This window comes from Pseudomonas sp. WOUb67, from assembly GCF_050058005.1.
Lineage (GTDB): Bacteria > Pseudomonadota > Gammaproteobacteria > Pseudomonadales > Pseudomonadaceae > Aquipseudomonas > Aquipseudomonas putida_R.
Map to the genome: position 1 here is coordinate 778,703 of NZ_CP170112.1, position 22,066 is coordinate 800,768.

Below are 22,066 nucleotides of genomic sequence, written 5' to 3' on the forward strand. Positions count from 1 at the left end.
TAAAAGCAAAGGGCGGCGGGCTTATTGCGGTCCCTGTGGGCGCGGACGTGCCCGCGAACGGCTGCGCAGCAGCCCCAATCTCAAGCCTTGTCGTTGGCCAATTGTGTCGGCGCAAAGTGACAGGTAAAGGTGCTGCCATGCCCCGGCACGCTGCTGATGTCCAGCTTGCCGCGGTGGCGCATCAGCACATGCTTGACGATCGCCAGCCCCAACCCGGTGCCACCGGTATTCGACGCACGGCTGGAGTCCACCCGGTAAAAGCGCTCGGTCAGGCGCGGCAAGTGCTTGGCGTCGATGCCCACCCCCGAGTCCTGCACCGACAAGTGTGCACCTTGGGCATCGGCCCACCAGCGGATGCGGATGTTGCCCTCGTCCTGGGTGTACTTCACCGCGTTGAACACCAGGTTGGAAAAGGCACTGCGCAGCTCCGACTCGCTGCCCTTGAGCTTCACGCCGGGCGCAGCTTCGAGGGTGATGCGCTGGTTGCGTGGCCCGGACAGGGCCTGGGCGTCGTTCTTGATCGCGGCGAGCAGGGCTTCGACCGCCACCGGCTGGTTGTCCGACGGGTAATCGGTGGCTTCCAGCTTGGCCAGCAGCAACAGGTCGTTGAGCAGCGTCTGCATGCGCGAGCCTTGCTGGCTCATCTGCTGCAGGGCGCGGGTCCAGCGCGGGTTCACATCCTCGACGTTGTCCAGCAGGGTTTCGAGGTAACCGGTGATCACCGTCAGTGGTGTGCGCAATTCGTGGGACACGTTGGCGACGAAGTCCTTGCGCATCTGTTCCAGCTGGTGGATGCGGGTGACATCGCGCACCAGCATCAGGTGTTCGTTGTTGCCGTAGCGGGTGATGTGCAACTGCACGCGCATGCGGTCGTTGATGGGCGAGGGGATTTCCAGCGGTTCGAGGTAGTTCTCCGCCTCGAAGTACTCCTTGAAGCGCGGATGGCGCACCAGGTTGGTGACTTGCTGGCCACCGTCCTGTGGGGTCTTGAAGCCCAGCAGGGTCTCGGCGGCACGGTTCCACCATTCCAGGTTGCCGTCGCTGTCGAGCATGATCACCGCGTCGCGCAGCGCCGCGGTGGACTCCTGCACCCGGTCGATCACTGCCTGCAGGCGGCCCCGCACCCGCTGGTCGCGGCGTTGCAGGTGGTAGATGCTGTCGAACACCTCGCCCCACAGGCCGTAACCATCGGGCGGTGCTTCATCGGGTTGGTGGTTGCGCAGCCAGTCGTGCAGGCGCAGCAGCTGCTTGAGGGTCCAGCCCAGGTAAAGCGCCAGGCCAATGGCCAGGCTCCAGCCATAGTAGCCGCTGACCAGCCCGCCGATCAGGCAGACGGTAATCAGCAACAACAGATGGCGAATCAGGGTTGCGTGCCAGTTCTGGTTCAATTGACGGTCCTTGTACAACGACGTGCAGCTTGGCGCTCTTGAACTCGATCAGCTCTTGGTCGAGAAGCGGTAGCCAGTGCCCCGGACGGTTTGTACCAGATTTTCGTAGGCTTCACCCAGCGCCTTGCGCAGGCGACGGATGTGCACGTCGACGGTGCGTTCCTCGACGTAGACGTTGCCGCCCCACACCTGGTCCAGCAGCTGGCCACGGGTGTAGGCGCGCTCTTGGTGGGTCATGAAGAACTGCAACAGGCGGTATTCGGTGGGGCCCATCTCGGCGGGCTTGCCGTCGATGGTGACACGGTGGCTGATCGGGTCGAGCAGCAGGCCGCCGACTTCGATCGGTGCTTCGGTGTCGCTCGGGCCGGTGCGACGCAGCACGGCTTTCAGGCGCGCTACCAGCTCACGCGGGGAGAACGGCTTGGTGATGTAGTCGTCAGCGCCCACTTCCAGGCCCTGGATCTTGTTGTCTTCTTCACCCTTGGCGGTGAGCATGATGATCGGGATATCGCCGGTCAGTTCGTCGCGCTTGAGGCGGCGGGCCAGCTCGATGCCGGAGGTGCCGGGCAACATCCAGTCGAGCAGGATCAGGTCCGGTTTGCGGTCGACGATGATCGCGTGGGCCTGTTGGGAGTTTTCCGCTTCCAGGCAGTCATAGCCGGCCATTTCCAGGGCAACGGCGATCATCTCGCGAATGGGCGCTTCGTCGTCGACGATCAGAATGTTCCTGCCAACCATGCTCAAAACCTCTCCTGGATTCGGTGTCTTGGCCCGCATTAGATAACGGAATTATTGCAGCTGTGTGACAGGGCGTTGGCCGTTCTGGCGACATTCCGTGACTGAACTAGGCTTGAAAGGGCCGCAGCGGCGGCAACCCGAACCTATTTCCCCCCCGAAACAATGGTGAATCCAATGACACGACAAACGCTGAGCTGGATGGCCCTTTTCACTGCGCTGGCGCTCCCGGGGGTGGCGTCGGCCCACCATGCCATGGAGAAGGACGGCATGTGGGTCGATCATGCCGGCATGACGCTGTACACCTTTGACAAGGATGCGGGCGGCAAGTCGATGTGCAATGGCGATTGCGCTACCAACTGGCCACCGTTGATGGTCAAGAAAGACGACGAAGCACCGAAGGGCAAATGGACCCATGTAACGCGTGACGACGGTTCGATGCAGTGGGCCTATGACGGCAAGCCACTGTATACCTTCGTCAAGGACAAGAAGGCCGGGGACAAGACCGGTGATGGCGTGAAAGACGTCTGGCATGTCGCCAAACCTTGAAGGTTAACACCTAACCCTGTGGGAGCGGGTTTACCCGCGAATGCTGTAGTGCATCTACCATCGCATTCGCGGGTAAACCCGCTCCCACAGGGCCGGTGATCAGACTATTAGCGCAACGCGTAATCCAGCACCACACCCATGAACACCAGCATCCCCGCCCAGTGATTGTGCAGAAACGCCTTGAAGCACGACTCCCGGTCCAGCTTGCGCGTCGACCAGTACTCCCAGGCAAAGCACGCCGCAGCGCCCAGCAGCCCCAGGTGGAACCAGCCCCCCAGCTCGAAGCGGCTGCCCGCCAGCAACAGGCAGCCCAGCGACAGCAGCTGCAAGGTCAGGATGATGGTGCGGTCGGCCTCGCCGAACAGGATCGCGGTCGACTTCACGCCAATCTTCAGGTCGTCATCGCGGTCGACCATGGCGTAATAGGTGTCGTAACCCACCGTCCACAGCAGGTTGGCGATATACAGCAGCCAGGCGCTGGCCGGCAGCTCGCCACCCGCGGCAGTGAAGGCCATGGGAATGCCCCAGGAATACGCCGCCCCCAGCACCACCTGCGGGTAGTAGGTGTAGCGCTTCATGAACGGGTAGCAGGCCGCCAGCGCCACTGCGCCGAACGACAGCCACACCGTGCGGCTGTTGGTGCACAGCACCAGCAGGAAGCTAACCCCGACCAGAATCGCAAACAGTGCCAGCGCCTCGCGCGGCTTGACTCGGCCGCTGGCCAGTGGCCGGTCGGCGGTGCGTTTGACGTGGCCGTCCACCTTGCGGTCGGCAAAGTCGTTGATGCAGCAGCCTGCAGCCCGCATCAGCACCACGCCAAGGCCGAAGATCAGCACGTTGGCCAGGGTGGGCGAACCGTTGCCGGCAATCCATACCGCCGACAGCGTTGGCCACAGCAGCAGATAGATACCGATTGGCCGGTCCATGCGGCTGAGCTGGACGAAGTCCCAGGCCCGCGGGTGCAGGCGGTTCAGCGACTTGAGCAGTTGCAGGTACATCAGCGGTTTTCCTCCTTGGCCGCTTGCCACAATGCCGGCAGAAACACTTCTGCCACCAGCAGCTCCAGGCCGCCTCGTTCAAAGCGCGAGCGGCGCCCCCACAGGGCTGCATGGGCGGCGTCGGTCGGGAGCCAGGCCTGTGGATAACTGCACACTTCGATCGGGTGGCGGATAAACGCCTGGTCGCAGAACAGCAACTCGCCCAGCGAGCGGCTGCCGAGGGTTTCCAGGTCCAGCCCGCCGCGTTCCAGGGCGCTGCGGCTGGCCACACTGCGGGCGAACACCCAGGGCTGGCCATGGCCGCGCAGGTACACCTCGCGCACCCAGCCTTCGCTGCCAGCGGCAATGCCCAGCGCTTGGCATTCATCGTCGCGCAGCGCTTGCCAGCCCTCGAACAGCGGGGTGACGGAGAAGTGATCAGAGGACAGGCGGGTCAGGCGGCGGGTCAGCGAGCCTTCGTCGAACAGCCAGTCAAGGGTAGGCTGGTCGAAGTCGGTCGCCAGCTGTGAATACGGCAGCCACGCGACAGCGGCTGCTTGCGGGGATTCGTACGACACGTCGGTCTGCTTGTAACAACCAGAGAGGCGGCGAGCTTAGCATGATTGCCCCGACTGCTTGCATACTGGGGGCAGGGTCGCTAAAAACCCTCCACGAATTGCGCGCTGGCTTTTTCGCGGGCACGCCCGCTCCCACAGATACTCCACAGGTCTCGAGGTTGTAGTAATTCCTGTGGGAGCGGGTTTACCCGCGAAAGGGCCATCAGCAGCAACAAAAGCCCCAGCCTGAACCGAGGAAAAAGACCTGATGAAAAAGTGGCAATGTATTGTCTGTGGCCTGATCTACGACGAAGCCGAAGGCTGGCCCGACGACGGCATCGCCCCCGGCACCCGTTGGGAAGATGTGCCTGAAGACTGGCTGTGCCCCGACTGTGGTGTCGGCAAAAGCGACTTTGAAATGATCTTCATCGGCTAATCGAGGAAAGCACGACATGACGTCCCCTGTGGTAATCATCGGTACCGGCCTGGCGGGCTACAACCTGGCCCGTGAATTTCGCAAGCTCGATGCGCAGACGTCGCTGCTGCTGATCACCGCCGACGATGGTCGCTCCTACTCCAAGCCCATGCTCTCCATGGGCTTTGCCAAGCAGAAGGACGCCGACGGCCTGTGCATGGCCGAGCCGGGGGTCATGGCCGAGCAACTGAACGCCGAAATCCGCACCCATACCCGCATCAGCGGCATCGACCCTGGCCACAAGCGCCTGTGGATCGGCGAAGAGGCCGTGCAATACCGTGACCTGGTGCTGGCCTGGGGCGCCCAGACCGTGCAGGTACCGATCGAAGGCGATGGCGGCCATCTGGTGTTCCCGATCAACGACCTGGAAGACTACGCACGCTTCCGTGCCGCCGCCGTCGGCAAACAACGCGTATTGATCCTCGGTGCCGGCCTGATCGGCTGCGAATTCGCCAACGACATGAGCCTGGGTGGCTTCCAGGTTGACGTGGTGGCGCCGTGCGAACAGATCATGCCCACCCTGCTGCACCCGGCCGCTGCGGCGGCGGTGCAGGGCGGGCTGGAAGGCCTGGGTGTGCGTTTCCATCTGGGGCCGGTGCTGACCCGCCTGCAGCAGGTGGCCCAGGGCCTGGACGCGCACCTGTCGGATGGCAGCGTGATCGCCTGCGACCTGGTGGTTTCGGCCATCGGCCTGCGCCCACGCATCGACCTGGCTGCCGCAGCCGGCTTGCAGACCAACCGTGGTGTCAGCGTAGACCGCGCGCTGCGTACCTCCCACGCCAACATCTTCGCCCTCGGCGACTGTGCCGAGGTCGATGGCATCAACCTGCTCTACGTGATGCCGCTGATGAGCTGTGCCCGGGCGCTGGCGCAAACCCTGGCCGGCAAACCGACCGCGGTGGCCTACGGGCCGATGCCGATCACCGTGAAAACCCCGGCCTGCCCGCTGGTGGTTTCGCCCCCGCCCCTGGGCCAGGAATGCACTTGGCAGGTGGAGGGGCAGGGCAGTGACCTCAAGGTGCTCTGCCACGGTGCTGACGGCCAGTTGCTGGGCTACGCCCTGACCGGGGCAGCCGTGATGGACAAGCTGGCACTGAATCGCCAATTGCCGCCGGTAATGGCGTAAATAGAGGGCGTTCTGTCGGATTTATCCTGTTGTTGCCTGCACAATGGCCGCCCTGATACTGGCGCGGCCCCTGAGCACGTGCCATTCTCACTTCCGTCTGCCGCAGATTAGAGCCTGCGGTGCCTTGAGCGCTGCTCCCAAAGGCAGCACGGCATAACAACAAGAATTCCGTCAAAGAGGCTTCACTATGCGCAAACCAGAACTCGCCGCCGTCATCGCGGAAAAGACTGATCTGACCAAGGAAAAGGCCAATCAGGTGTTGAACGCGATTCTCGACAGCATCACCGGTGCCCTGGACAAGGACACGGTGACCCTGGTCGGTTTCGGCACCTTTGAAAAACGCCATCGCGGCGCGCGTACCGGCAAAAACCCGCAAACCGGTGAGCCTGTCAAGATCAAAGCCAGCAATACCGTGGCCTTCAAGCCAGGCAAGAACCTCAAGGACAGCGTCAACCCGCCGGCCGCGCCAGCCAAGGCCGCCAAGAAAAAGTAAGCATCCGCTGACGATTCGTTGATCCCGAACGGGCGCCTTCATGGCGCCCGTTGTGCTTTACACGCGGTAACTGCTGCGAACTTGCATAAAAAGGTCGTTAAGAGGATAAACTGCGAAACTTAGTCACTTTTCAATCGAGGCGTGTCGATGAAGTTCCGCTTTCTTCTCTGGGCCATGGGCCTGTTGATGGCCAGGGCCAGCCGTAACAACCCGGCATTCCAGCAGCAGCTCAAGGGCAAGGACCTGGTGTTCCAGATGCAGACCCTGGACGGCAAGGTTGCCCGGCACTTCGTCGTCAACAACGAGCGCATCAGCAGCAAGGGCGGCGCGCACCCGCAACCGGCCTTCGCCATCGCCTTCAAGGACGCGGCCTACGGCTACGCCACGATGCAGGCGGGCAACAAGCAGTTGGCGTTCATGCAGGGGATTCAGGACAAGAACATCCAGATCAAGGGCAACCCGGCGCTGGTGATGTGGTTCCAGGGGCTGATGAAGTACCTGAAGCCGAAGAAGAAAGGCTGAGCCTCAGTAGCCCTGCTGACGCTATCCCCTGTGGGAGCGGGTTCACCCGCGAACACCGGCAACGCCGGTGCCATACACCGCGTCGCAATCTTCGCGGGTGAACCCGCTCCCACAGGGGCCAATAACGTCAGTGCGGTGCGTGGAACTGCGAAGCCAGCTCGCGCAGCAGGTTCTCGGCTTCGAGCACCTTGTTCACCGCATCTTCGGCCTTGTCCCGGGTAATCCCCAGGCGCTCCAGCAACTCGTCAGGAATCTCTTCCTGCGGGCCGGAGCCAATCCCCCGCGAGCGCAACAGGCGGGTCGCCAGGCACACCAGGTTGGGGAACGCCGAGTACTCGCCGTCGTAGGCCGGGTCGTGCTGGAAGCGCAGCGCGGTCGACAGCTCTTCGGGCATGTCCCACAGCTTCATCAGCCAGGCACCGATCTGTTCGCGGTTGATGCCCAGCAGGTGCTGTTCCACGTAGGTGTGGTTCAGGTGCGGGTTGACCTCCAGGTGTCGGCAGATCAGCGAGAAGTGTGGCGGGAACACGTGCGCCAGCAGCAGGTAGCCGAAGTTGTGCAGCAGCCCGGCCAGGTAGGTCAGCCCAGCCTCGGGGCGTTCTGCCCGAGGCATGGCGCGGGTCAGGCCTTCGATGATCGCGGCGGTGTAGATCGATTGCTGCCAGTAAGGTGTGGCCTGCTGCGGCTGGTCTTTCGGCAGGCTCAAGGTCTTGCCCAGCGCCAGGCCCAGGGCCAGGTTGATCACCAGGTCGAAGCCCAGCACGCGCACGATGGCGTCTTCCACCGAGCGGATCTTGCCCGGCGACGCGTAGTAGGGCGACGCCGCCCAGCTCACCACCTGTGCCGCCAGCGCCGGGTCGGTTTCGACCACGCCGGTGATGTCATCGATGCTCGCGTTGGGGTCTACCCGCAGCTTGATGATCTTTTGCGCGGTATCGGCCAGCGGCGGGATCTCGATGGTTTCTTCCAGGCGCTTCTGGATGCGTCGGGCGGTGAAGGCCTGGACGGCATTGGTGATTTCCCGGGTGTCGTCATGGGGGCGGTCGAGGTTGGGGCTGATGGCCTCGACCTCCTGGCCGAAGCTGCTGGCGCTGGCCTTGGCCAGCATGCGCTTGAAGTGCGCGCGCTCAATTTCCAGCAGCAGGCCGGCTTCGCCAGACTGGATGTACACCGTCTCGGCGTCGAGCAGGCTCTTTTCGTACTGGCACGGTGAGCTGGTCAGCGCGGGAATGCCAGGCAGGGCCTTGAGCTGGTGCTTGTCGAGCATTTGCTTGAGGCGCGGCACCGATACGGCGGTCAGCTTGCGCCCGGTCAGCTCGGCCAGGCGGTTGAGGTCCAGCAGTTGGCTCTGCGGGAACAGCACCATGAGGGCGCCGACCTCGTCATCGAGAAGCACCGCCTGCACCCGCGAAGCCGCAGGCAGGTGCGGGGTTTCGACCACCTCGCGGTAGGCGACGCCGACCTTGTCGAGCAGCAGCCTGATCACAGAGGGTGCGTGTGGGGTTGCGGTGTCCAGGGCAACTTCAGTCATGGTCCGTATCCACTGATTCTTTTAAACGCGAAGTATAACCAGCCTGCGAGCAAATCTGGATCCATTCTGGGACTAACGTCACACTTGGCCATATTGCTGGCCATGACGCAGCCAGCGGTCGAGCAGCGGGCTGACATGGTCCGGCCAGCGGGCGACCAAGGCCTGGGCCGCATCGCGCACAGCCGGCAACAGGTCTGCATCGCGCATCAGGTCGGCGACCTTGAACTGCAGCAGGCCGGTCTGGCGCGTACCCAGCATTTCGCCGGGGCCGCGTAGTTCGAGGTCTTTCTCGGCAATGATGAAGCCGTCGTTGGTCTCGCGCATGATCCCTAAGCGCTCGCGGCCGATCTGCGACAGCGGCGGGTGATACAGCAGCACGCAATGGCTGACGGCACTGCCCCGGCCAACCCGGCCGCGCAGCTGGTGCAGCTGGGCCAGGCCCAGCCGTTCGGGGTTTTCAATGATCATCAGGCTGGCATTGGGGACGTCCACGCCGACTTCGATGACAGTGGTGGCGACCAGCAGCTGCAATTCACCGGCCTTGAACTGCGCCATGATCTCGGCTTTTTCCGCCGGCTTCATGCGGCCGTGGATCAGGCCCACACGCAGTTCGCCCAAGGCGCTGCCGAGTTCTTCATAGGTGCTTTCGGCGGCCTGGCAGGTCAGCTCTTCGGATTCTTCGATCAGGGTGCACACCCAGTAGGCCTGTCGCCCCTCGGCGCAGGCGGCGCGAACCCGTTCGACCACCTCGAAGCGGCGGCTGTCGGCTACCAGCACGGTATTTACCGGGGTGCGCCCAGGGGGTAATTCGTCGAGCACCGAGGTGTCCAGGTCGGCGTAGGCGCTCATGGCCAGGGTACGCGGGATAGGCGTGGCGGTCATGATCAGCTGGTGCGGGCACAACTCGCCGGCCACGCCTTTCTTGCGCAGGGCCAGGCGTTGCTGCACGCCAAAGCGGTGCTGTTCGTCGATGATCGCCAGGGCCAGGTGTTTGAACTTCACTTCTTCCTGGAACAGCGCGTGGGTGCCGACCACCATCGGCGCACCGTTGGCGATCTGCTCCAGGGAAGCGGCCCGGGCCTTGCCCTTGAGCTTGCCGGCCAGCCAGGCCACTTCGATGCCCAGCGGTTCGAGCCAGCGCTTGAAGGTGATGAAGTGCTGTTCGGCGAGAATCTCGGTGGGCGCCATCAAGGCCACCTGATAGCCGGCTTCCAGCCCTTGCAGCGCTGCCAGGGCGGCGACCACGGTCTTGCCGGCACCCACATCGCCCTGCACCAGGCGCATCATCGGCTCATGCTGGCTGAGGTCGTAGGCAATTTCGTTGGCCACCCGCTGCTGTGCGCCGGTCGGCTGAAAGCCCAGGTTGGCCAGATACTGCGCCTGCAGGCGCGTGGCCTTGGGCAGCACCGGCGCCCGCAGGCTGCGCAGGCTCTCGCGCAGGCGTTGCTGCGACAGCTGGTGGGTCAGCAGTTCTTCGAAGGCCAGGCGGTGCTGGGCCCAGTGCTGGCCTTCGGCAAGTTCGTCGAGGTCGGCGTCGGCCGGTGGGTTGTGCAGGTAACGGATGGCATCGTCCAGCGGCGCCAATTGGTAGTCCCGGGCCAGCTCGTCAGGCAGCCAGTCGGGCAGGCTGCGCGGGCCGAGCATGCCCAGGCTCTGCTGGCACAACAGGCGCAGGCGTTGCTGGGTGAGGCCTTCGGTGGACGGGTAGATCGGCGTCAGGGTCTGTTCGACCGGTGGCGGCGGCTCGTCACCATTCAGCGCGCGGTACTCCGGGTGGTAGATTTCCAGGCCCGAGGCACCGGGTCGGGCTTCGCCGTAGCAGCGCAGGTGGGTGCCACGTTTCAGGCCCTCCTTCTGCGCGTTGCTGAAGTGGTAGAAGCGCAACGTCAGCACGCCGCTGCCGTCGCCCAGGCGCACCACCAGGCTGCGGCGCTTGCCCATGGTCACGTCGGTACCACTGACCACACCTTCGATAACCGCATCCTGGCCTGGGCGCAGCTGGCCGATCGGCACCACGCGGGTGCGGTCCTGGTAGCGCAGCGGCAGGTGGAACAGCACATCCTGCAGGTTCTCCAGGCCGACCTTGGCGAGCTTTTCCGCCATGGCCTCGCCAACACCCTTGAGTACCGTGACCGGGACCTTCGACAGCTCACTCATGACTCAGGCCGGTTGTTCCGCAGGGGTTTTGGCGACCGAGCACAGGCGGATCGAGTCGGCGAGGATCTCGATGGCCTTCGGCCGCGGGAAGCTGGCGCGCCAGGCGATGGCCACGGTACGGAACGGTGCCGGTGCAGTCAGTGGGCGCACTTCGATGACGCCCGGGGCGTAGTGATGGCTGTGCACCGCCGACAGCGGCAGGATCGACACGCCAAGGCCCGAGGCCACCATGTGGCGGATGGTTTCCAGCGAGCTGGACTCGACGGTGGTGTGCCTGGCGCCTTCGCCGCCCTTGTTCAGGGTCGGGCAGGCTTCCAGTACCTGGTCGCGGAAGCAGTGGCCCTCACCGAGCAACAACAGGCTCTTGTCGTTGAGCATGGCGGTGTCGATGGTCTTTTTGGCCGTCCACGGGTGGTCGGCGGGCATCAGGGCGCAGAACGGCTCATCGTACAGCGGCAGGGTCAGCACGTCGGCTTCGTTGAACGGCAGGGCGATGATCACCGCGTCCAGCTCACCGTTGCGCAGTTTTTCACGCAGTACGTGGGTGAAGTTTTCTTCGATGTACAGCGGCATCTGCGGCGCCACGCGGTGCAGTTGCGGGATCAGGTGCGGGAACAGGTAGGGGCCGACGGTGTAGATGGCACCGACCTTGAGCGGGGCGGTCAACTGGTTCTTGCCAGCCTGGGCCAGTTCGCGAATGCCCTGGGCCTGCTCCAGTACCTTCTGCGCCTGGGCGACGATGCTTTCGCCGACCGGGGTCAGGCGTACCGCGCTTTTGCTGCGCTCGAAGATCAGCACGCCAAGCTCGTCCTCGAGCTTCTTCACACCGACCGACAGGGTCGGCTGGCTCACGTGGCAGCGTTCGGCGGCATGGCCGAAGTGCTGTTCCTGGGCGAGTGTGACGATGTAGCGTAATTCGGTGAGGGTCATAACGTGCGTCCATGAAGTTGCGGGCCCAGCATAGCGGCTGCAATCGATAGACGCACGTTATCAGACTTGCCGATTTGTGACAGAAGCAAAACGCTTATCGGCGGTCCAGCGAGTAGACGAACGGTGCCACGACTTCGATCGTGCCGTTGTTCAGCAACTCGGGTGGCGGCTTGGGTACCGTGCCGGCCCGACGGATCATTTCCAGGGTCGCCCGGTCCAGTGCAGCACTGCCCGAACCACCGGCCATGGCGTACGACACCACCTTGCCTTCGGCGTCGACCACGAAGCGCAGGCGGTTGATGCCCTGCAGGCCGCGACGGCGCGCGTCTTCCGGGTAACGCTTGTACTTCGCCAGGTGGCGCAGCAGGTCGCTCTGCCAGGTTGGCAGGGCGTTGCTGTTGGACGCAATGCTCGGCGCCGGTGCCGCGGACTTCTGCGGTGGCGTGTTGCTGGGCGGTGCGTCTACCGTCTGCTCGGTCGGCGGTGCTTCCGTCGGCGGCTCAGGCTTTTTCTCAGGCTTGGGCGGCTGGGGCTTGGCCTTCGGCTTGGGCGGCTTGTGGATGGCGATCTTGGGCTTGGGCGCTTCCACCAGTTTCGGCAACGGCAGTTCTTCCACCGGTGCCGGTGGCTGTGGCGCCGCTTTCGGTGGCGGTGGTGGCGCAGGCTCCGGTAACGGTGCCAGCTCGACCATCATCGCTGCCGGGGGCAGTTCGATGGCCTGGGGCACCGACCAGTTGAGCGTCAGCAGCACGGCGACCACGTGCACGCCCAGCACGATCGCCAGGCTGCCACCGTAGCGCGCCATGTTTGAGCGCGTTTTCGTCATTTCTTGGCTGCCGTCTCGAGACCTACCAGACCGACCTTCAGGTAGCCGGCCGCGCGCATGTTGTTCATCACTTCCATCAGGTCGCCGTAATCCACGCCTTTGTCAGCCTGGAAGAAGATGGTGGTTTCCTTGTCACCCTTGGTCTTGGCGTCGAGCATCGGGCCAAGCTGGTCGGGTGCAGCAACCTGATCGTCGCCGACGTACAGCTTCTGGTCGGCCTTGACGCTGACGAACACCGGTTTCTCGGGCCTCGGCGCCGGTTTGGCGGTCGAGGCCGGCAGGTCGACCTTGATGTCGACCGTGGCCAGGGGAGCAGCGACCATGAAGATGATCAGCAGCACCAACATCACGTCGATGAACGGCGTCACGTTGATTTCGTGGTTTTCGGCGAGGTCGTCGCCACCTTCGTTGAGATGCAGGCCCATGGTTTACCCCACTTTCACCATGTGCGGGGCGGCGCGATCGCTGCCCTGGTGGTCCAGATCACGGCTGACCAGCAGCAGTACCTGGGCGGAGGCGTCGGACACCTGAGCCTTGTAGCCAGCGATGGAGCGGGCGAAGACGTTGTAGATGACCACAGCCGGGATTGCAGCGACCAGGCCCAGGGCGGTGGCCAGCAGGGCTTCGGCGATACCTGGGGCAACCACGGCCAGGTTGGTGGTCTGGGTCTTGGCGATGCCGATGAAGCTGTTCATGATGCCCCATACGGTACCGAACAGGCCGACGAACGGCGCGGTGGAACCGATGGTGGCGAGTACGCCGGTGCCGTTGCTCATGGTGCGGCCGCTGGCGTGAACCAGGCGCTCCAGGCGGAAGCTGACGCGCTCCTTGATGCCTTCTTTTTCGCGGGCGTTGGCCGACAGGCGCATCTCTTCGAGGGCGTCGTGGACCAGGGTGTGGGACAGGGTGCCTTCCTTGTTGGAAACGTCGCTGGCTTCTTTCAGGCTGGCGGATTTCTTCAGTTTGGCGATTTCGCCACGCAGACGACGCTTGGCGCCCATCAGCTCGAAGCCTTTGGCGATCCAGATGGTCCAGGTGATGATGGAGGCGATGGCCAGGCCGATCATGACGATCTTGACCACGATGTCGGCGTTTTTGTACATGCCCCATGGGGACAGGTCGTGAGCCATGCCCAGCGAGGTGTCTTCAACCAGGGCTTCAACGCTTGGGTCGACCGCAGCCGGTGCATCAGCCGGGGTGGCGGCGGCGGCGTCGGCAGCCGGGGCAGCAGCAGGTGCGGCCGGGGCAGTGGCGGCGGCAGGCGTGGCGGCGTTGGCGGTTGGCTCATCGGCCATGGCCACCGGGGCCAGCACCAGGCTGAGTGTCAGCGCGGCGATGGCGCGCCAGGCGCGCGACGGGGTTGGCGAAGCGGAAGGTTGAGTACGTGTCATGCTGGCCGGACCTGATGAAGAAAAAAGTGAACGTTCTCCAAGGCCTCGAGGTAGGCCGAGAACAAATTGGCGGCCATTATTGCAAGTAATTCTTGTTAACAAAAGTAATCTTGTTGCTTTTTTCGCCTATGGTCTAGCCACCCATCGTGTAGCGTGGCCGGGCTGATCAATTGGTCTAGGGAGTTTAGAGATGTCAGACCTTTCCGTGATGGTGGTAGGTTGTGGTGATGTGGGCGGGCGTCTGGCCCTGCAAATGCTGGCTAAAGGCTGGCAGGTCAGTGGCCTGCGCCGCGCTGTCGGGCAGCTGCCTGCGGGCGTTCAACCGGTTGCCGCGGACTTGGCGGAACCGTCGATCCCGCAAGCCTGGCCACAGGGCCCGCTGGATTACCTGGTGTACTGCGTAGCGGCCAGCCAGCACGACGAGGCCGGTTACCAGGCGGCCTATGTGGATGGCTTGCGCCATGTGCTGGCCTGGCTGGCTGAACGTGGCCAGCGCCCCCGTCGCCTGTTGTTCGTTTCCAGCAGCAGCGTGTATGCGCAAAAGGACGGCGAGTGGATCGAGGAAGGCGCGGCCACCGAGCCCGAAGGGTATTCCGGGCAGGTGATGCTGGAGGCTGAGCGGCTGGCGCTGGCCAGTGGTATCCCGGCGAGCGTTGTGCGCCTGACGGGCATCTACGGCCCAGGCCGCGAGTGGCTGTTGAGCCAGGTGCGCCAGGGTTACCGCGTGGCCGAGGAGCCGCCGTTGTATGGCAACCGCATCCACGCCGAGGATGCCGCCAGCCTGTTGGCGTTTCTGCTGCAGGCCGATGCCGAGGGCAAAGTGCTGGACGACTACTACATTGGCGTCGATGACGACCCGGCGCCGCTGGCCGACGTGGTGGCCTGGCTGCGGGCGTACATGGGGGTTACCGAGTGGTCCGATGAGCAGCGGGTGCGGCGTACCGGCAGCAAGCGCTGCAGCAACGCCCGGGCCCGGGCGCTGGGCTGGGCGCCGGTGTATCCGAGTTACAAGGAAGGCTATGCCGCGATCCTGAAAGGAGAGCGTTGAGTCTACTGGCCTCTTCGCGGGTAAATCGGACCGCCGCACCGCCGCTCCCACAGGGATATCACAAGGCCTGAAGGCAGTGATTACCGCTGTGGGAGCGGGTTTACCCGCGAAGAGGCCAGTGCATTCAATGCAAATGCAGCAGGTGTCAGCTGCGCTCCAGCACCCACTGGCGCTTGCCTGCGGCCAGCTCCGGCATTTCATCCGGTTGCGCACGGTTCACCGCCTGGAAAATCTCCAGCTTGTCGCCATCGCGCTTGATGATGAACGGTGCACCACGCTGGTTACGCTCCAGCCACAGGCTGTCATTGCTGCCGCCCATGGTCGCGCAATCGCCTGCCAGGCACAGTGCGAAACGGTCTGGCCCCGGCAGGCCGGTGACGTTGCCGGTGTCGCTGAAGCGCACGCTGGCGCCTTTGCCTTCGCCTTCGACCACCTTCCAGTTGCCGCCCAGGTAGGCCTGGTACAGCGCTTTCTCGAAGCTGCTGCCCAGCGGCGCATTGGCAGTCGCCGGTGCCTTGGCACGTACGAAGGTTTGCTTGGCACCGCGCTGGTCGACGGCTTGCAGCTCGTCACCATCAAGCGACAGCTGCTCGGTCTGGCCGCCCTCGAAGCTGGCCTGCCATTGTTTGTCGTTGCTGCTCAGCTGGCCGTCAGCGGCCTCGAAGCCATTGCTGTAGCTGGCCTGCTGGCTGGCAACGTCGAGCTTCCATTCGAACACCGGGCCGTGTTCATTCAGCGCTTGGCGCAGGCTGCCGCCTTTTACCGCAGCAGTGATGGCCTCCTGGTTGATCCAGGTGCCGTTGAAATCTTCGGGTTTGTGGCTGGCGCAGCCGCCCAGTAGCAGGGCTGCCAGCGCGAGGGGCAGTGCTTGACGCATGACGGGGTAACCTTGCAAAGGAGGGGTGACGGGCAGGGCGCCCGTCACCGGGGGCATCATTCGATGACCAGGATGGCGTCCATTTCGACCTGGGCGCCTTTCGGCAGCGCGGCAACGCCAATGGCGGCGCGGGCCGGGTAAGGCTGTTCGAAGTAGCGGCCCATTACCTCGTTGACCTTGGCGAAGTGGCTCAGGTCGGTGAGGAAGATGTTCAGCTTGACGATGTCCTTGAACGAACCGCCAGCAGCTTCAGCCACGGACTTGAGGTTCTCGAACACCTGCACGGTCTGGGCTTCGAAGCCTTCGACCAGTTCCATGGTCTTAGGGTCCAGCGGGATCTGGCCCGACATGTACACCGTGTTGCCGGCCTTGATCGCCTGCGAGTAGGTGCCGATGGCGGCTGGGGCCTTGTCGCTATTGATGACGGTCTTGCTCATGATGACTCCTTGCGGTTGGCGGACTACGTACGCATGCGGGTGATGCGGACCACACCGGTCAGGGTACGCAGCTTCTTGATCACACGTGCCAGGTGCACACGGTCGTGCACGCTGACCACCAGTTGGACCACGCTGATACGGCCGTCGCGTTCGTCCATGCTGATCTTCTCGATGTTGCCGTCGGCGGCGTTGACGCTGCTGGCCAGCAGGGCGATAAGGCCGCGCTGGTGCTCCAGTTCGACACGCAGTTCGACATTGAACTCACCGGTGATGTCCTTGGCCCAGGAAAGCTGTACGCACTTCTCCGGGTTGTGGCGGATTTCACTGATGTTGCGGCAATTCTCCAGGTGCACGACCATGCCCTTGCCGGCCGACAGGTGGCCGACGATCGGGTCGCCAGGGATCGGCGTGCAGCACTTGGCGTAGCTCAGCACCAGGCCTTCGGTACCACGGATCGCCAGCGGGCCTTCCGGTGCAGGCAGTTGCTCGCCGTCGGCCGACAGCAGGCGGCGTGCGACCACGTAGGCCATGCGGTTGCCCAGGCCGATGTCTTCGAGCAGGTCTTCGATCAGCTCCAGGCGGTACTCGGCGAGAATCGCCTGGATGCGCTCCTGGGGGATTTTCTCCAGGCTGCTGTCGAAGCCGGTGAGCACCTTGTTCAGCAGGCGTTCGCCCAGGCTGATGGACTCGGAGCGGCGCTGTTGCTTGAGCGCGTGGCGGATGTGCGTGCGTGCCTTGCCGGTTACCACGAAGTTGAGCCAGGCCGGGTTCGGCCGTGCGCCAGGGGCGCTGACGATTTCCACCGTCGAGCCGCTTTGCAGCGGTTCGGACAGCGGCGCCAGGCGGCGGTTGATGCGGCAAGCGATGCAGCTGTTGCCGACGTCGGTGTGCACCGCATAGGCGAAGTCCACCGCCGTGGAGCCTTTGGGCAGCTCCATGATGCGGCCTTTGGGCGTGAACACGTAGACCTCGTCCGGGAACAGGTCGATCTTCACGCTCTCGATGAATTCCAGCGAGTTGCCGGCACGTTGCTGCAGTTCGAGGATGCCCTTGACCCACTGGCGCGCACGGGCGTGGCTGCCCTTGGGCTGCTCGTCGTCGTTGGACTTGTACAGCCAGTGCGCGGCGATGCCGTTGTTGGCCATCTCTTCCATCTCGCGGGTGCGGATCTGGATTTCGATGGGCACGCCGTGCATGCCGAACAGCGTGGTGTGCAACGACTGGTAGCCGTTGGCCTTGGGGATCGCGATGTAATCCTTGAAGCGACCGGGCAGCGGCTTGTACAGGTTGTGCACGGCGCCAAGCACGCGGTAGCAGGTGTCGACCTTGTCGACGATGATGCGGAAGGCATACACGTCCATGATCTCGTTGAAGGCACGGCGCTTGCCGCGCATCTTCTTGTAGATGCCATAGAGGTGTTTCTGCCGGCCGCTGACCTCACCCTCGATGCCGTCGGCAGCCAGGCAGTTGGCCAGCGAGTGCTCGATCTTGGCGACGATCTCTTTGCGGTTGCCGCGTGCGCTTTTCACCGCCCGGTGAATCAGCGACGAGCGCATCGGGTGCATGGCCTTGAAGCCGAGGTCCTCGAACTCCACGCGCACGGTGTGCATGCCCAGGCGGTTGGCGATGGGGGCGTAGATTTCCAGGGTTTCCTTGGCGATGCGCCGGCGTTTTTCGCCGGACAGCACTTCCAGGGTGCGCATGTTGTGCAGGCGGTCGGCCAGCTTGACCAGGATCACGCGAATGTCGCGGGCCATGGCCATGGCCATTTTCTGGAAGTTTTCGGCTTGCGCCTCGGCCTTGGTCTCGAAGTTCATCTGGGTCAGTTTGCTGACCCCATCGACCAGTTCGGCCACCGTCTCGCCAAACTGCTGGCTGAGGGCTTCCTTGGCGATACCGGTGTCTTCGATCACATCGTGCAGCATGGCCGCCATCAGGCTTTGATGGTCCATGTGCATGTCGGCGAGGATGCTGGCCACGGCCAGCGGGTGGGTCACGTAGGGCTCGCCACTGCGGCGGCGCTGCCCATCGTGTGCCTGTTCGGCGTAGAAATAGGCGCGCCGGACCAGGTTGACCTGTTCGGGGCCAAGGTAGGTCGACAGCCGTTCGGCCAAGGCTTCTATACCCGGCATGGGTTCACCTCCTGCGGAGGACGAGGGCCTTGCGCCGTGCGACGTCGACCTGGCATCAATCAGACAGCCTCGTTGTTCTCGTCCTCGAAGGCGGCGAAGACCGGATCCTCGGTGACGATCTCTTCGGCGGCGATGAACTCGTTGGTGACGATGCCTTCGGCGATTTCACGCAGGGCAACAACGGTCGGTTTGTCGTTTTCCCATGCGACGCGTGGCTCTTTGCCGCCGGTCGCCAGCTGGCGAGCGCGCTTGGTCGAGAGCATGACCAGCTCGAAGCGGTTATCCACGTGTTCCAGGCAGTCTTCAACAGTTACGCGGGCCATGGTCTTCCTCAGTAGCAAATGCGGTGGGCGTGCAGCCCAGTAATGGGCAGGCGGACTCGATAGTATAAAAATTCACCAGCCAATAGGGAAGCGCTGTTTTGCCGGGCGGTCACCTTGAAGCCCTGTGTTTGCTTCTTCGCGGCTAAACCCGCTCCCCCAGGCACTGCCTACCCTGTGGGAGCGGCTTTAGCCGCGAAAGGGCCGGAACAGACAGCCGCGATACTTGAACCCGACGATAACCTCAGAGCATCGCGCCACGCAACCGTGGCGTCAGCTCTTCAAACAAGGTCTGCACCGAGCGCAGCGCCCGGCAATCCGGCCGGGTCAGCAGCCACAACTGGGTGTCGCAACCCGGCAGCGGCCCGCTCAGCGCATCCACGCCGGGCAGGGCGTGCACCATGTAGTCCGGCAGCGCCGCCACGCCCAGGCCGGCGGTCACCAGCTGGGCGATGGTCGACATGCCACTGCACTGGTAGCGCGGGCTCAACCCAGGGTGCTGCTGGTTGCGCCAGACCACCGTGGGGTGGTCCTGCATCGAGTCGTCGGGGGCGATCCATGGCACGCTGACGGGCGACTCTGCCAGGCGCTCGCGCCACTGCGGCTGGCCGCAGACCACATAGGAGGTGGACCCCAGGTTGCGACCCACCAGGTGTTCCGGCGGCGTATTGGTCAGGCGCAGGGCAATGTCGGCATCGCGCCGGCTGAGGTTGGCGAAGGTGTTCGAGGTGCCCATCTCCAGCGACAAGGCCGGGTAGTTGGGCATGAACTCGGCCAGCGCCGGCAGCAGCAGGCTATGCATCACTGCCTCGGTGCAGGTCACCCGCACCGTGCCGCTTACCACCTGCTCGCCACTGGTCATGGCAATGCGCGCCGCCTCCAGTGCCTGTTCCGCGCGCTCGGCCTGCTCGGCCAGGGCCTGGGCGGTGTCGGTCGGCAGGTAGCCCTTGCGGCTTTTGACGAACAAGGCGGTGCCCAGCGCCGACTCCAGCCGTCGGATCGAGCGGAATACCGTCGAAACGTCGACTTTGAGGAGCTCGGCGGCCTTGGCCAGCGAGCGGCCGCGCTCCAGTGCCAGGACCAGGGAGAGGTCGGCGTGGGTGATCTGATATTGCATTGGTGCACGCTCTGCTTGCCGAATTGCCAATGTCTGTTGCGTCAGGGCCATTTTATAGTGAAACGGCCCCCCGGAATCAATGCGTCCGGTCGGGTAACCAATCCCCACGATGGGAAAGTGAAAAAAACAACAGCTGCAACCATCGTCGCCCGTGAGGCGCCAGCCGTATCCCCACATCGCCGCAGCACATCAAAGGATGTACACCATGACGTCGGTAACCCCGTGCGCCAGTTCTTCCAGCGAGATGAATGACTTCCTCCAGGCCCATCCGGAAACGCAGTACGTCGACCTGCTGATCTCCGACATGAATGGCGTGGTACGTGGCAAGCGCATCGAGCGGGCCAGCCTGCACAAGGTGTACGAGAAAGGCATCAACCTGCCGGCTTCGCTGTTCGCCCTGGACATCAACGGTTCCACGGTAGAGAGCACCGGCCTTGGCCTGGACATTGGCGATGCCGACCGCATCTGCTTCCCGATCCCCGGCACGCTGTCGGACGAGCCGTGGCAGAAGCGCCCCACCGCCCAGCTGCTGATGACCATGCACGAGATCGAAGGCGCGCCGTTCTTCGCCGACCCGCGTGAAGTGCTGCGTCAGGTGGTGAGCAAGTTCGACGACCTGGGCCTGACCATTTGCGCGGCGTTCGAGCTGGAGTTCTACCTGATCGATCAGGACAACCTCAACGGCCGCCCGCAGCCGCCGCGCTCGCCTATTTCCGGCAAGCGTCCGCAGTCGACCCAGGTGTACCTGATCGACGACCTCGACGAGTACGCCGACTGCCTGCAGGACATGCTTGAAGCGGCCAAGGAGCAGGGCCTGCCTGCCGATGCTATCGTCAAGGAAAGCGCCCCGGCGCAGTTCGAAGTCAACCTGCACCACGTGGCCGACCCGCTGAAGGCCTGCGACTACGCGATCCTGCTCAAGCGGCTGATCAAGAACGTTGCCTACGACCATGAGATGGACACCACCTTCATGGCCAAGCCCTACCCGGGCCAGGCAGGCAACGGCCTGCACGTGCATATCTCGCTGCTGGACAAGAAAACCGGCAAGAACATCTTCTCGAGCGATGACCCGCTGCAAAGCGACACGCTGCGCCACGCCATTGGTGGTGTGCTGGAGACCATGCCGGCGTCGATGGCCTTCCTCTGCCCGAACATCAACTCCTACCGCCGCTTCGGCGCGCAGTTCTACGTGCCCAATGCACCGAGCTGGGGCCTGGACAACCGCACCGTGGCCGTGCGCGTGCCTACCGACAGCAGCGAAAACGTGCGCCTGGAACACCGCGTGGCCGGCGCCGACGCCAACCCGTACCTGATGCTCGCGGCAATCCTTGCCGGCGTGCATCACGGGCTGACCAACAAGGTCGAGCCGGATGCCCCGATCGAGGGCAACTCCTACGAGCAGCTGGAACAGAGCCTGCCGAACAACCTGCGCGATGCCCTGCGCGCGCTGGACGACAGCGAAGTGCTCAACCAATACATCAGCCCGGACTACATCGACATCTTCGTGGCCTGCAAGGAAAGCGAGCTGGCCGAGTTCGAAGTGTCGATTTCCGACCTTGAGTACAACTGGTACCTGCACACGGTGTAAGCCCATGAGCGCAAATGCGGTCCCCCTGATCGGTGTCAGCGCCTGCCGCCAGCAGGTGGGGAAGAACTCGTCGCACACGGTAGGCGACAAGTATGTCGAGGCGGCCGGCTTTGCCGGTTTGCCGCTGATCCTGCCGGCTCGAGACGGGGGTAGCGACACGCAAGCGCTGCTGGCCCGGCTGCACGGCATTGTTTTTACCGGCTCGCCTTCAAATATCGAACCGCATCATTACAATGGCGCCCCTAGCGTAGCCGGTACCCGGCACGACCTGGCGCGCGATCGCCTGACCCTGCCGCTGCTGCAGGCAGCGATCGCCGCCGGCGTGCCGGTGTTCTGCATCTGCCGTGGCTACCAGGAACTGAATGTGGCGCTTGGCGGCAGCCTGCACCAGCGCGTGCAGGAAATGCCCGGGCACCTTGACCACCGCGAACCTGAGGACGCACCCCTGGAGGTGCAATACGGCCCTCGTCACCCTGTCGGCATCGAGCCAGGCGGGTTGTTCGAGCGCCTGGGCCTGGCGGCGCAGTTCGAGGTCAACTCGCTGCACAGCCAGGGCATCGACCGCCTCGCCCCAGGCCTGCGTGTCGAGGCACGGGCCCCGGATGGCCTGATCGAAGCGGTGTCCATGCCTGCGGCGCCGGGCTTTGTGCTTGGCGTGCAGTGGCACCCGGAGTGGCGCTTCACCGAAAACCCGGTCTCGCTTCGCCTGTTCCAGGCGTTTCGCGAGGCCTGCATTGCCTACGCAGCACGGGAGGGCGCACGGCAGGAGGCATTCTGACGTCAGCCGAAGGTCTCGGATGACTGTTCCCGGCAGCAAGCTTTCAATGAGTGAAAGCAGGCCTTGTGCGCAAGGCCTGCGAAAACAATTCCAAAATTTACGGCAAATACTC

The 22,066-nt window shown here is 63.8% G+C and carries 23 protein-coding genes; 8 read left to right on the forward strand and 15 right to left on the reverse strand.

The features are described from left to right. Positions 1 to 80: 80 nt before the first annotated feature. Positions 81 to 1,388: a phosphate regulon sensor histidine kinase PhoR gene (gene phoR, locus ABOC32_RS03475; RefSeq protein WP_086976585.1), complete on the reverse strand. Its 1,308-nt coding sequence runs from the start codon at positions 1,386 to 1,388 to the stop codon at positions 81 to 83. Between the two features lie 48 nt (positions 1,389 to 1,436). Then, complete coding sequence (gene phoB / locus ABOC32_RS03480) at positions 1,437 to 2,126, reverse strand: phosphate regulon transcriptional regulator PhoB (protein ID WP_008091627.1); 690 nt, start codon at positions 2,124 to 2,126, stop codon at positions 1,437 to 1,439. Between the two features lie 174 nt (positions 2,127 to 2,300). Between phoB and ABOC32_RS03485 the strand changes: the two genes are divergently transcribed. Then, positions 2,301 to 2,672, forward strand: a complete 372-nt coding sequence (locus ABOC32_RS03485) for a COG4315 family predicted lipoprotein (RefSeq protein ID WP_426810143.1) — start codon at positions 2,301 to 2,303, stop codon at positions 2,670 to 2,672. Between the two features lie 107 nt (positions 2,673 to 2,779). Here the strand turns inward: ABOC32_RS03485 and ubiA are convergent, their stop codons facing one another. Further along, on the reverse strand, positions 2,780 to 3,670 hold the full coding sequence (gene ubiA / locus ABOC32_RS03490) for a 4-hydroxybenzoate octaprenyltransferase (RefSeq protein WP_086976587.1): 891 nt from the start codon (positions 3,668 to 3,670) through the stop codon (positions 2,780 to 2,782). Beyond that, entirely contained in the window at positions 3,670 to 4,227 is a 558-nt protein-coding gene (locus tag ABOC32_RS03495; protein WP_426810144.1) for a chorismate--pyruvate lyase family protein, read from the reverse strand. The genes ubiA and ABOC32_RS03495 overlap by 1 nt, the downstream gene beginning before the upstream one ends. A 247-nt stretch (positions 4,228 to 4,474) precedes the next feature. Between ABOC32_RS03495 and rubA the strand changes: the two genes are divergently transcribed. The 4 genes from rubA (at position 4,475) to ABOC32_RS03515 (ending at position 6,822) form a co-directional block, all read left to right on the forward strand. Beyond that, positions 4,475 to 4,642: a rubredoxin RubA gene (gene rubA / locus ABOC32_RS03500; RefSeq protein WP_019096637.1), complete on the forward strand. Its 168-nt coding sequence runs from the start codon at positions 4,475 to 4,477 to the stop codon at positions 4,640 to 4,642. A 16-nt stretch (positions 4,643 to 4,658) separates the two neighbouring features. Beyond that, positions 4,659 to 5,807, forward strand: coding sequence for an NAD(P)/FAD-dependent oxidoreductase (locus ABOC32_RS03505; protein WP_426810145.1), 1,149 nt, complete (start codon positions 4,659 to 4,661; stop codon positions 5,805 to 5,807). A gap of 187 nt (positions 5,808 to 5,994) precedes the next feature. Beyond that, on the forward strand, positions 5,995 to 6,300 hold the full coding sequence (locus ABOC32_RS03510) for an HU family DNA-binding protein (RefSeq protein ID WP_043199840.1): 306 nt from the start codon (positions 5,995 to 5,997) through the stop codon (positions 6,298 to 6,300). A gap of 147 nt (positions 6,301 to 6,447) precedes the next feature. After that, positions 6,448 to 6,822: an SCP2 sterol-binding domain-containing protein gene (locus ABOC32_RS03515; protein ID WP_016502241.1), complete on the forward strand. Its 375-nt coding sequence runs from the start codon at positions 6,448 to 6,450 to the stop codon at positions 6,820 to 6,822. A 127-nt stretch (positions 6,823 to 6,949) separates the two neighbouring features. On the opposite strand, the gene ABOC32_RS03520 is transcribed toward ABOC32_RS03515, so the two are convergent. The 6 genes from ABOC32_RS03520 to exbB all read right to left on the reverse strand — a co-directional run bounded on the left by ABOC32_RS03520 (position 6,950) and on the right by exbB (position 13,657). Continuing rightward, the gene (locus ABOC32_RS03520; RefSeq protein ID WP_426810146.1) at positions 6,950 to 8,353 is read right to left on the reverse strand and encodes an HDOD domain-containing protein; all 1,404 of its coding nucleotides are present in this window, start codon (positions 8,351 to 8,353) and stop codon (positions 6,950 to 6,952) included. A gap of 78 nt (positions 8,354 to 8,431) precedes the next feature. Continuing rightward, the gene (gene recG, locus ABOC32_RS03525; RefSeq protein ID WP_086976592.1) at positions 8,432 to 10,510 is read right to left on the reverse strand and encodes an ATP-dependent DNA helicase RecG; all 2,079 of its coding nucleotides are present in this window, start codon (positions 10,508 to 10,510) and stop codon (positions 8,432 to 8,434) included. Between the two features lie 3 nt (positions 10,511 to 10,513). Next, the gene (locus ABOC32_RS03530; RefSeq protein ID WP_086976593.1) at positions 10,514 to 11,440 is read right to left on the reverse strand and encodes a hydrogen peroxide-inducible genes activator; all 927 of its coding nucleotides are present in this window, start codon (positions 11,438 to 11,440) and stop codon (positions 10,514 to 10,516) included. A gap of 94 nt (positions 11,441 to 11,534) precedes the next feature. After that, the gene (locus ABOC32_RS03535; protein WP_086976594.1) at positions 11,535 to 12,266 is read right to left on the reverse strand and encodes an energy transducer TonB; all 732 of its coding nucleotides are present in this window, start codon (positions 12,264 to 12,266) and stop codon (positions 11,535 to 11,537) included. Continuing rightward, entirely contained in the window at positions 12,263 to 12,691 is a 429-nt protein-coding gene (gene exbD / locus ABOC32_RS03540) for a TonB system transport protein ExbD (RefSeq protein WP_003253367.1), read from the reverse strand. The genes ABOC32_RS03535 and exbD overlap by 4 nt, the downstream gene beginning before the upstream one ends. A 3-nt stretch (positions 12,692 to 12,694) precedes the next feature. Beyond that, complete coding sequence (gene exbB, locus ABOC32_RS03545) at positions 12,695 to 13,657, reverse strand: tonB-system energizer ExbB (RefSeq protein WP_426810147.1); 963 nt, start codon at positions 13,655 to 13,657, stop codon at positions 12,695 to 12,697. A gap of 190 nt (positions 13,658 to 13,847) precedes the next feature. Here exbB and ABOC32_RS03550 point away from each other — a divergent pair, with 190 nt between their 5' ends. After that, positions 13,848 to 14,705, forward strand: a complete 858-nt coding sequence (locus tag ABOC32_RS03550) for an NAD-dependent epimerase/dehydratase family protein (protein ID WP_426810148.1) — start codon at positions 13,848 to 13,850, stop codon at positions 14,703 to 14,705. Positions 14,706 to 14,850: 145 nt separating this feature from the next. Here the strand turns inward: ABOC32_RS03550 and ABOC32_RS03555 are convergent, their stop codons facing one another. The 5 genes from ABOC32_RS03555 to ABOC32_RS03575 all read right to left on the reverse strand — a co-directional run bounded on the left by ABOC32_RS03555 (position 14,851) and on the right by ABOC32_RS03575 (position 19,588). Then, positions 14,851 to 15,582, reverse strand: coding sequence for a hypothetical protein (locus ABOC32_RS03555; protein WP_426810149.1), 732 nt, complete (start codon positions 15,580 to 15,582; stop codon positions 14,851 to 14,853). A 56-nt stretch (positions 15,583 to 15,638) separates the two neighbouring features. Beyond that, on the reverse strand, positions 15,639 to 16,019 hold the full coding sequence (locus ABOC32_RS03560; RefSeq protein WP_043199829.1) for a RidA family protein: 381 nt from the start codon (positions 16,017 to 16,019) through the stop codon (positions 15,639 to 15,641). Between the two features lie 23 nt (positions 16,020 to 16,042). Continuing rightward, complete coding sequence (gene spoT, locus ABOC32_RS03565; RefSeq protein ID WP_016502233.1) at positions 16,043 to 18,151, reverse strand: bifunctional GTP diphosphokinase/guanosine-3',5'-bis pyrophosphate 3'-pyrophosphohydrolase; 2,109 nt, start codon at positions 18,149 to 18,151, stop codon at positions 16,043 to 16,045. A gap of 59 nt (positions 18,152 to 18,210) precedes the next feature. Then, complete coding sequence (gene rpoZ, locus ABOC32_RS03570) at positions 18,211 to 18,474, reverse strand: DNA-directed RNA polymerase subunit omega (RefSeq protein ID WP_003253383.1); 264 nt, start codon at positions 18,472 to 18,474, stop codon at positions 18,211 to 18,213. A gap of 241 nt (positions 18,475 to 18,715) precedes the next feature. Then, positions 18,716 to 19,588 carry a LysR family transcriptional regulator gene (locus ABOC32_RS03575; RefSeq protein ID WP_043199825.1) on the reverse strand — a complete coding sequence of 291 codons (873 nt, stop codon included), beginning with the start codon at positions 19,586 to 19,588 and terminating at the stop codon, positions 18,716 to 18,718. A 205-nt stretch (positions 19,589 to 19,793) separates the two neighbouring features. On the opposite strand from ABOC32_RS03575, the gene ABOC32_RS03580 reads away from it, so the two are divergent. Next, entirely contained in the window at positions 19,794 to 21,176 is a 1,383-nt protein-coding gene (locus tag ABOC32_RS03580; protein WP_016502231.1) for a glutamine synthetase family protein, read from the forward strand. A gap of 4 nt (positions 21,177 to 21,180) precedes the next feature. After that, the gene (locus ABOC32_RS03585) at positions 21,181 to 21,954 is read left to right on the forward strand and encodes a gamma-glutamyl-gamma-aminobutyrate hydrolase family protein (RefSeq protein WP_426810150.1); all 774 of its coding nucleotides are present in this window, start codon (positions 21,181 to 21,183) and stop codon (positions 21,952 to 21,954) included. Positions 21,955 to 22,066: the final 112 nt, after the last annotated feature.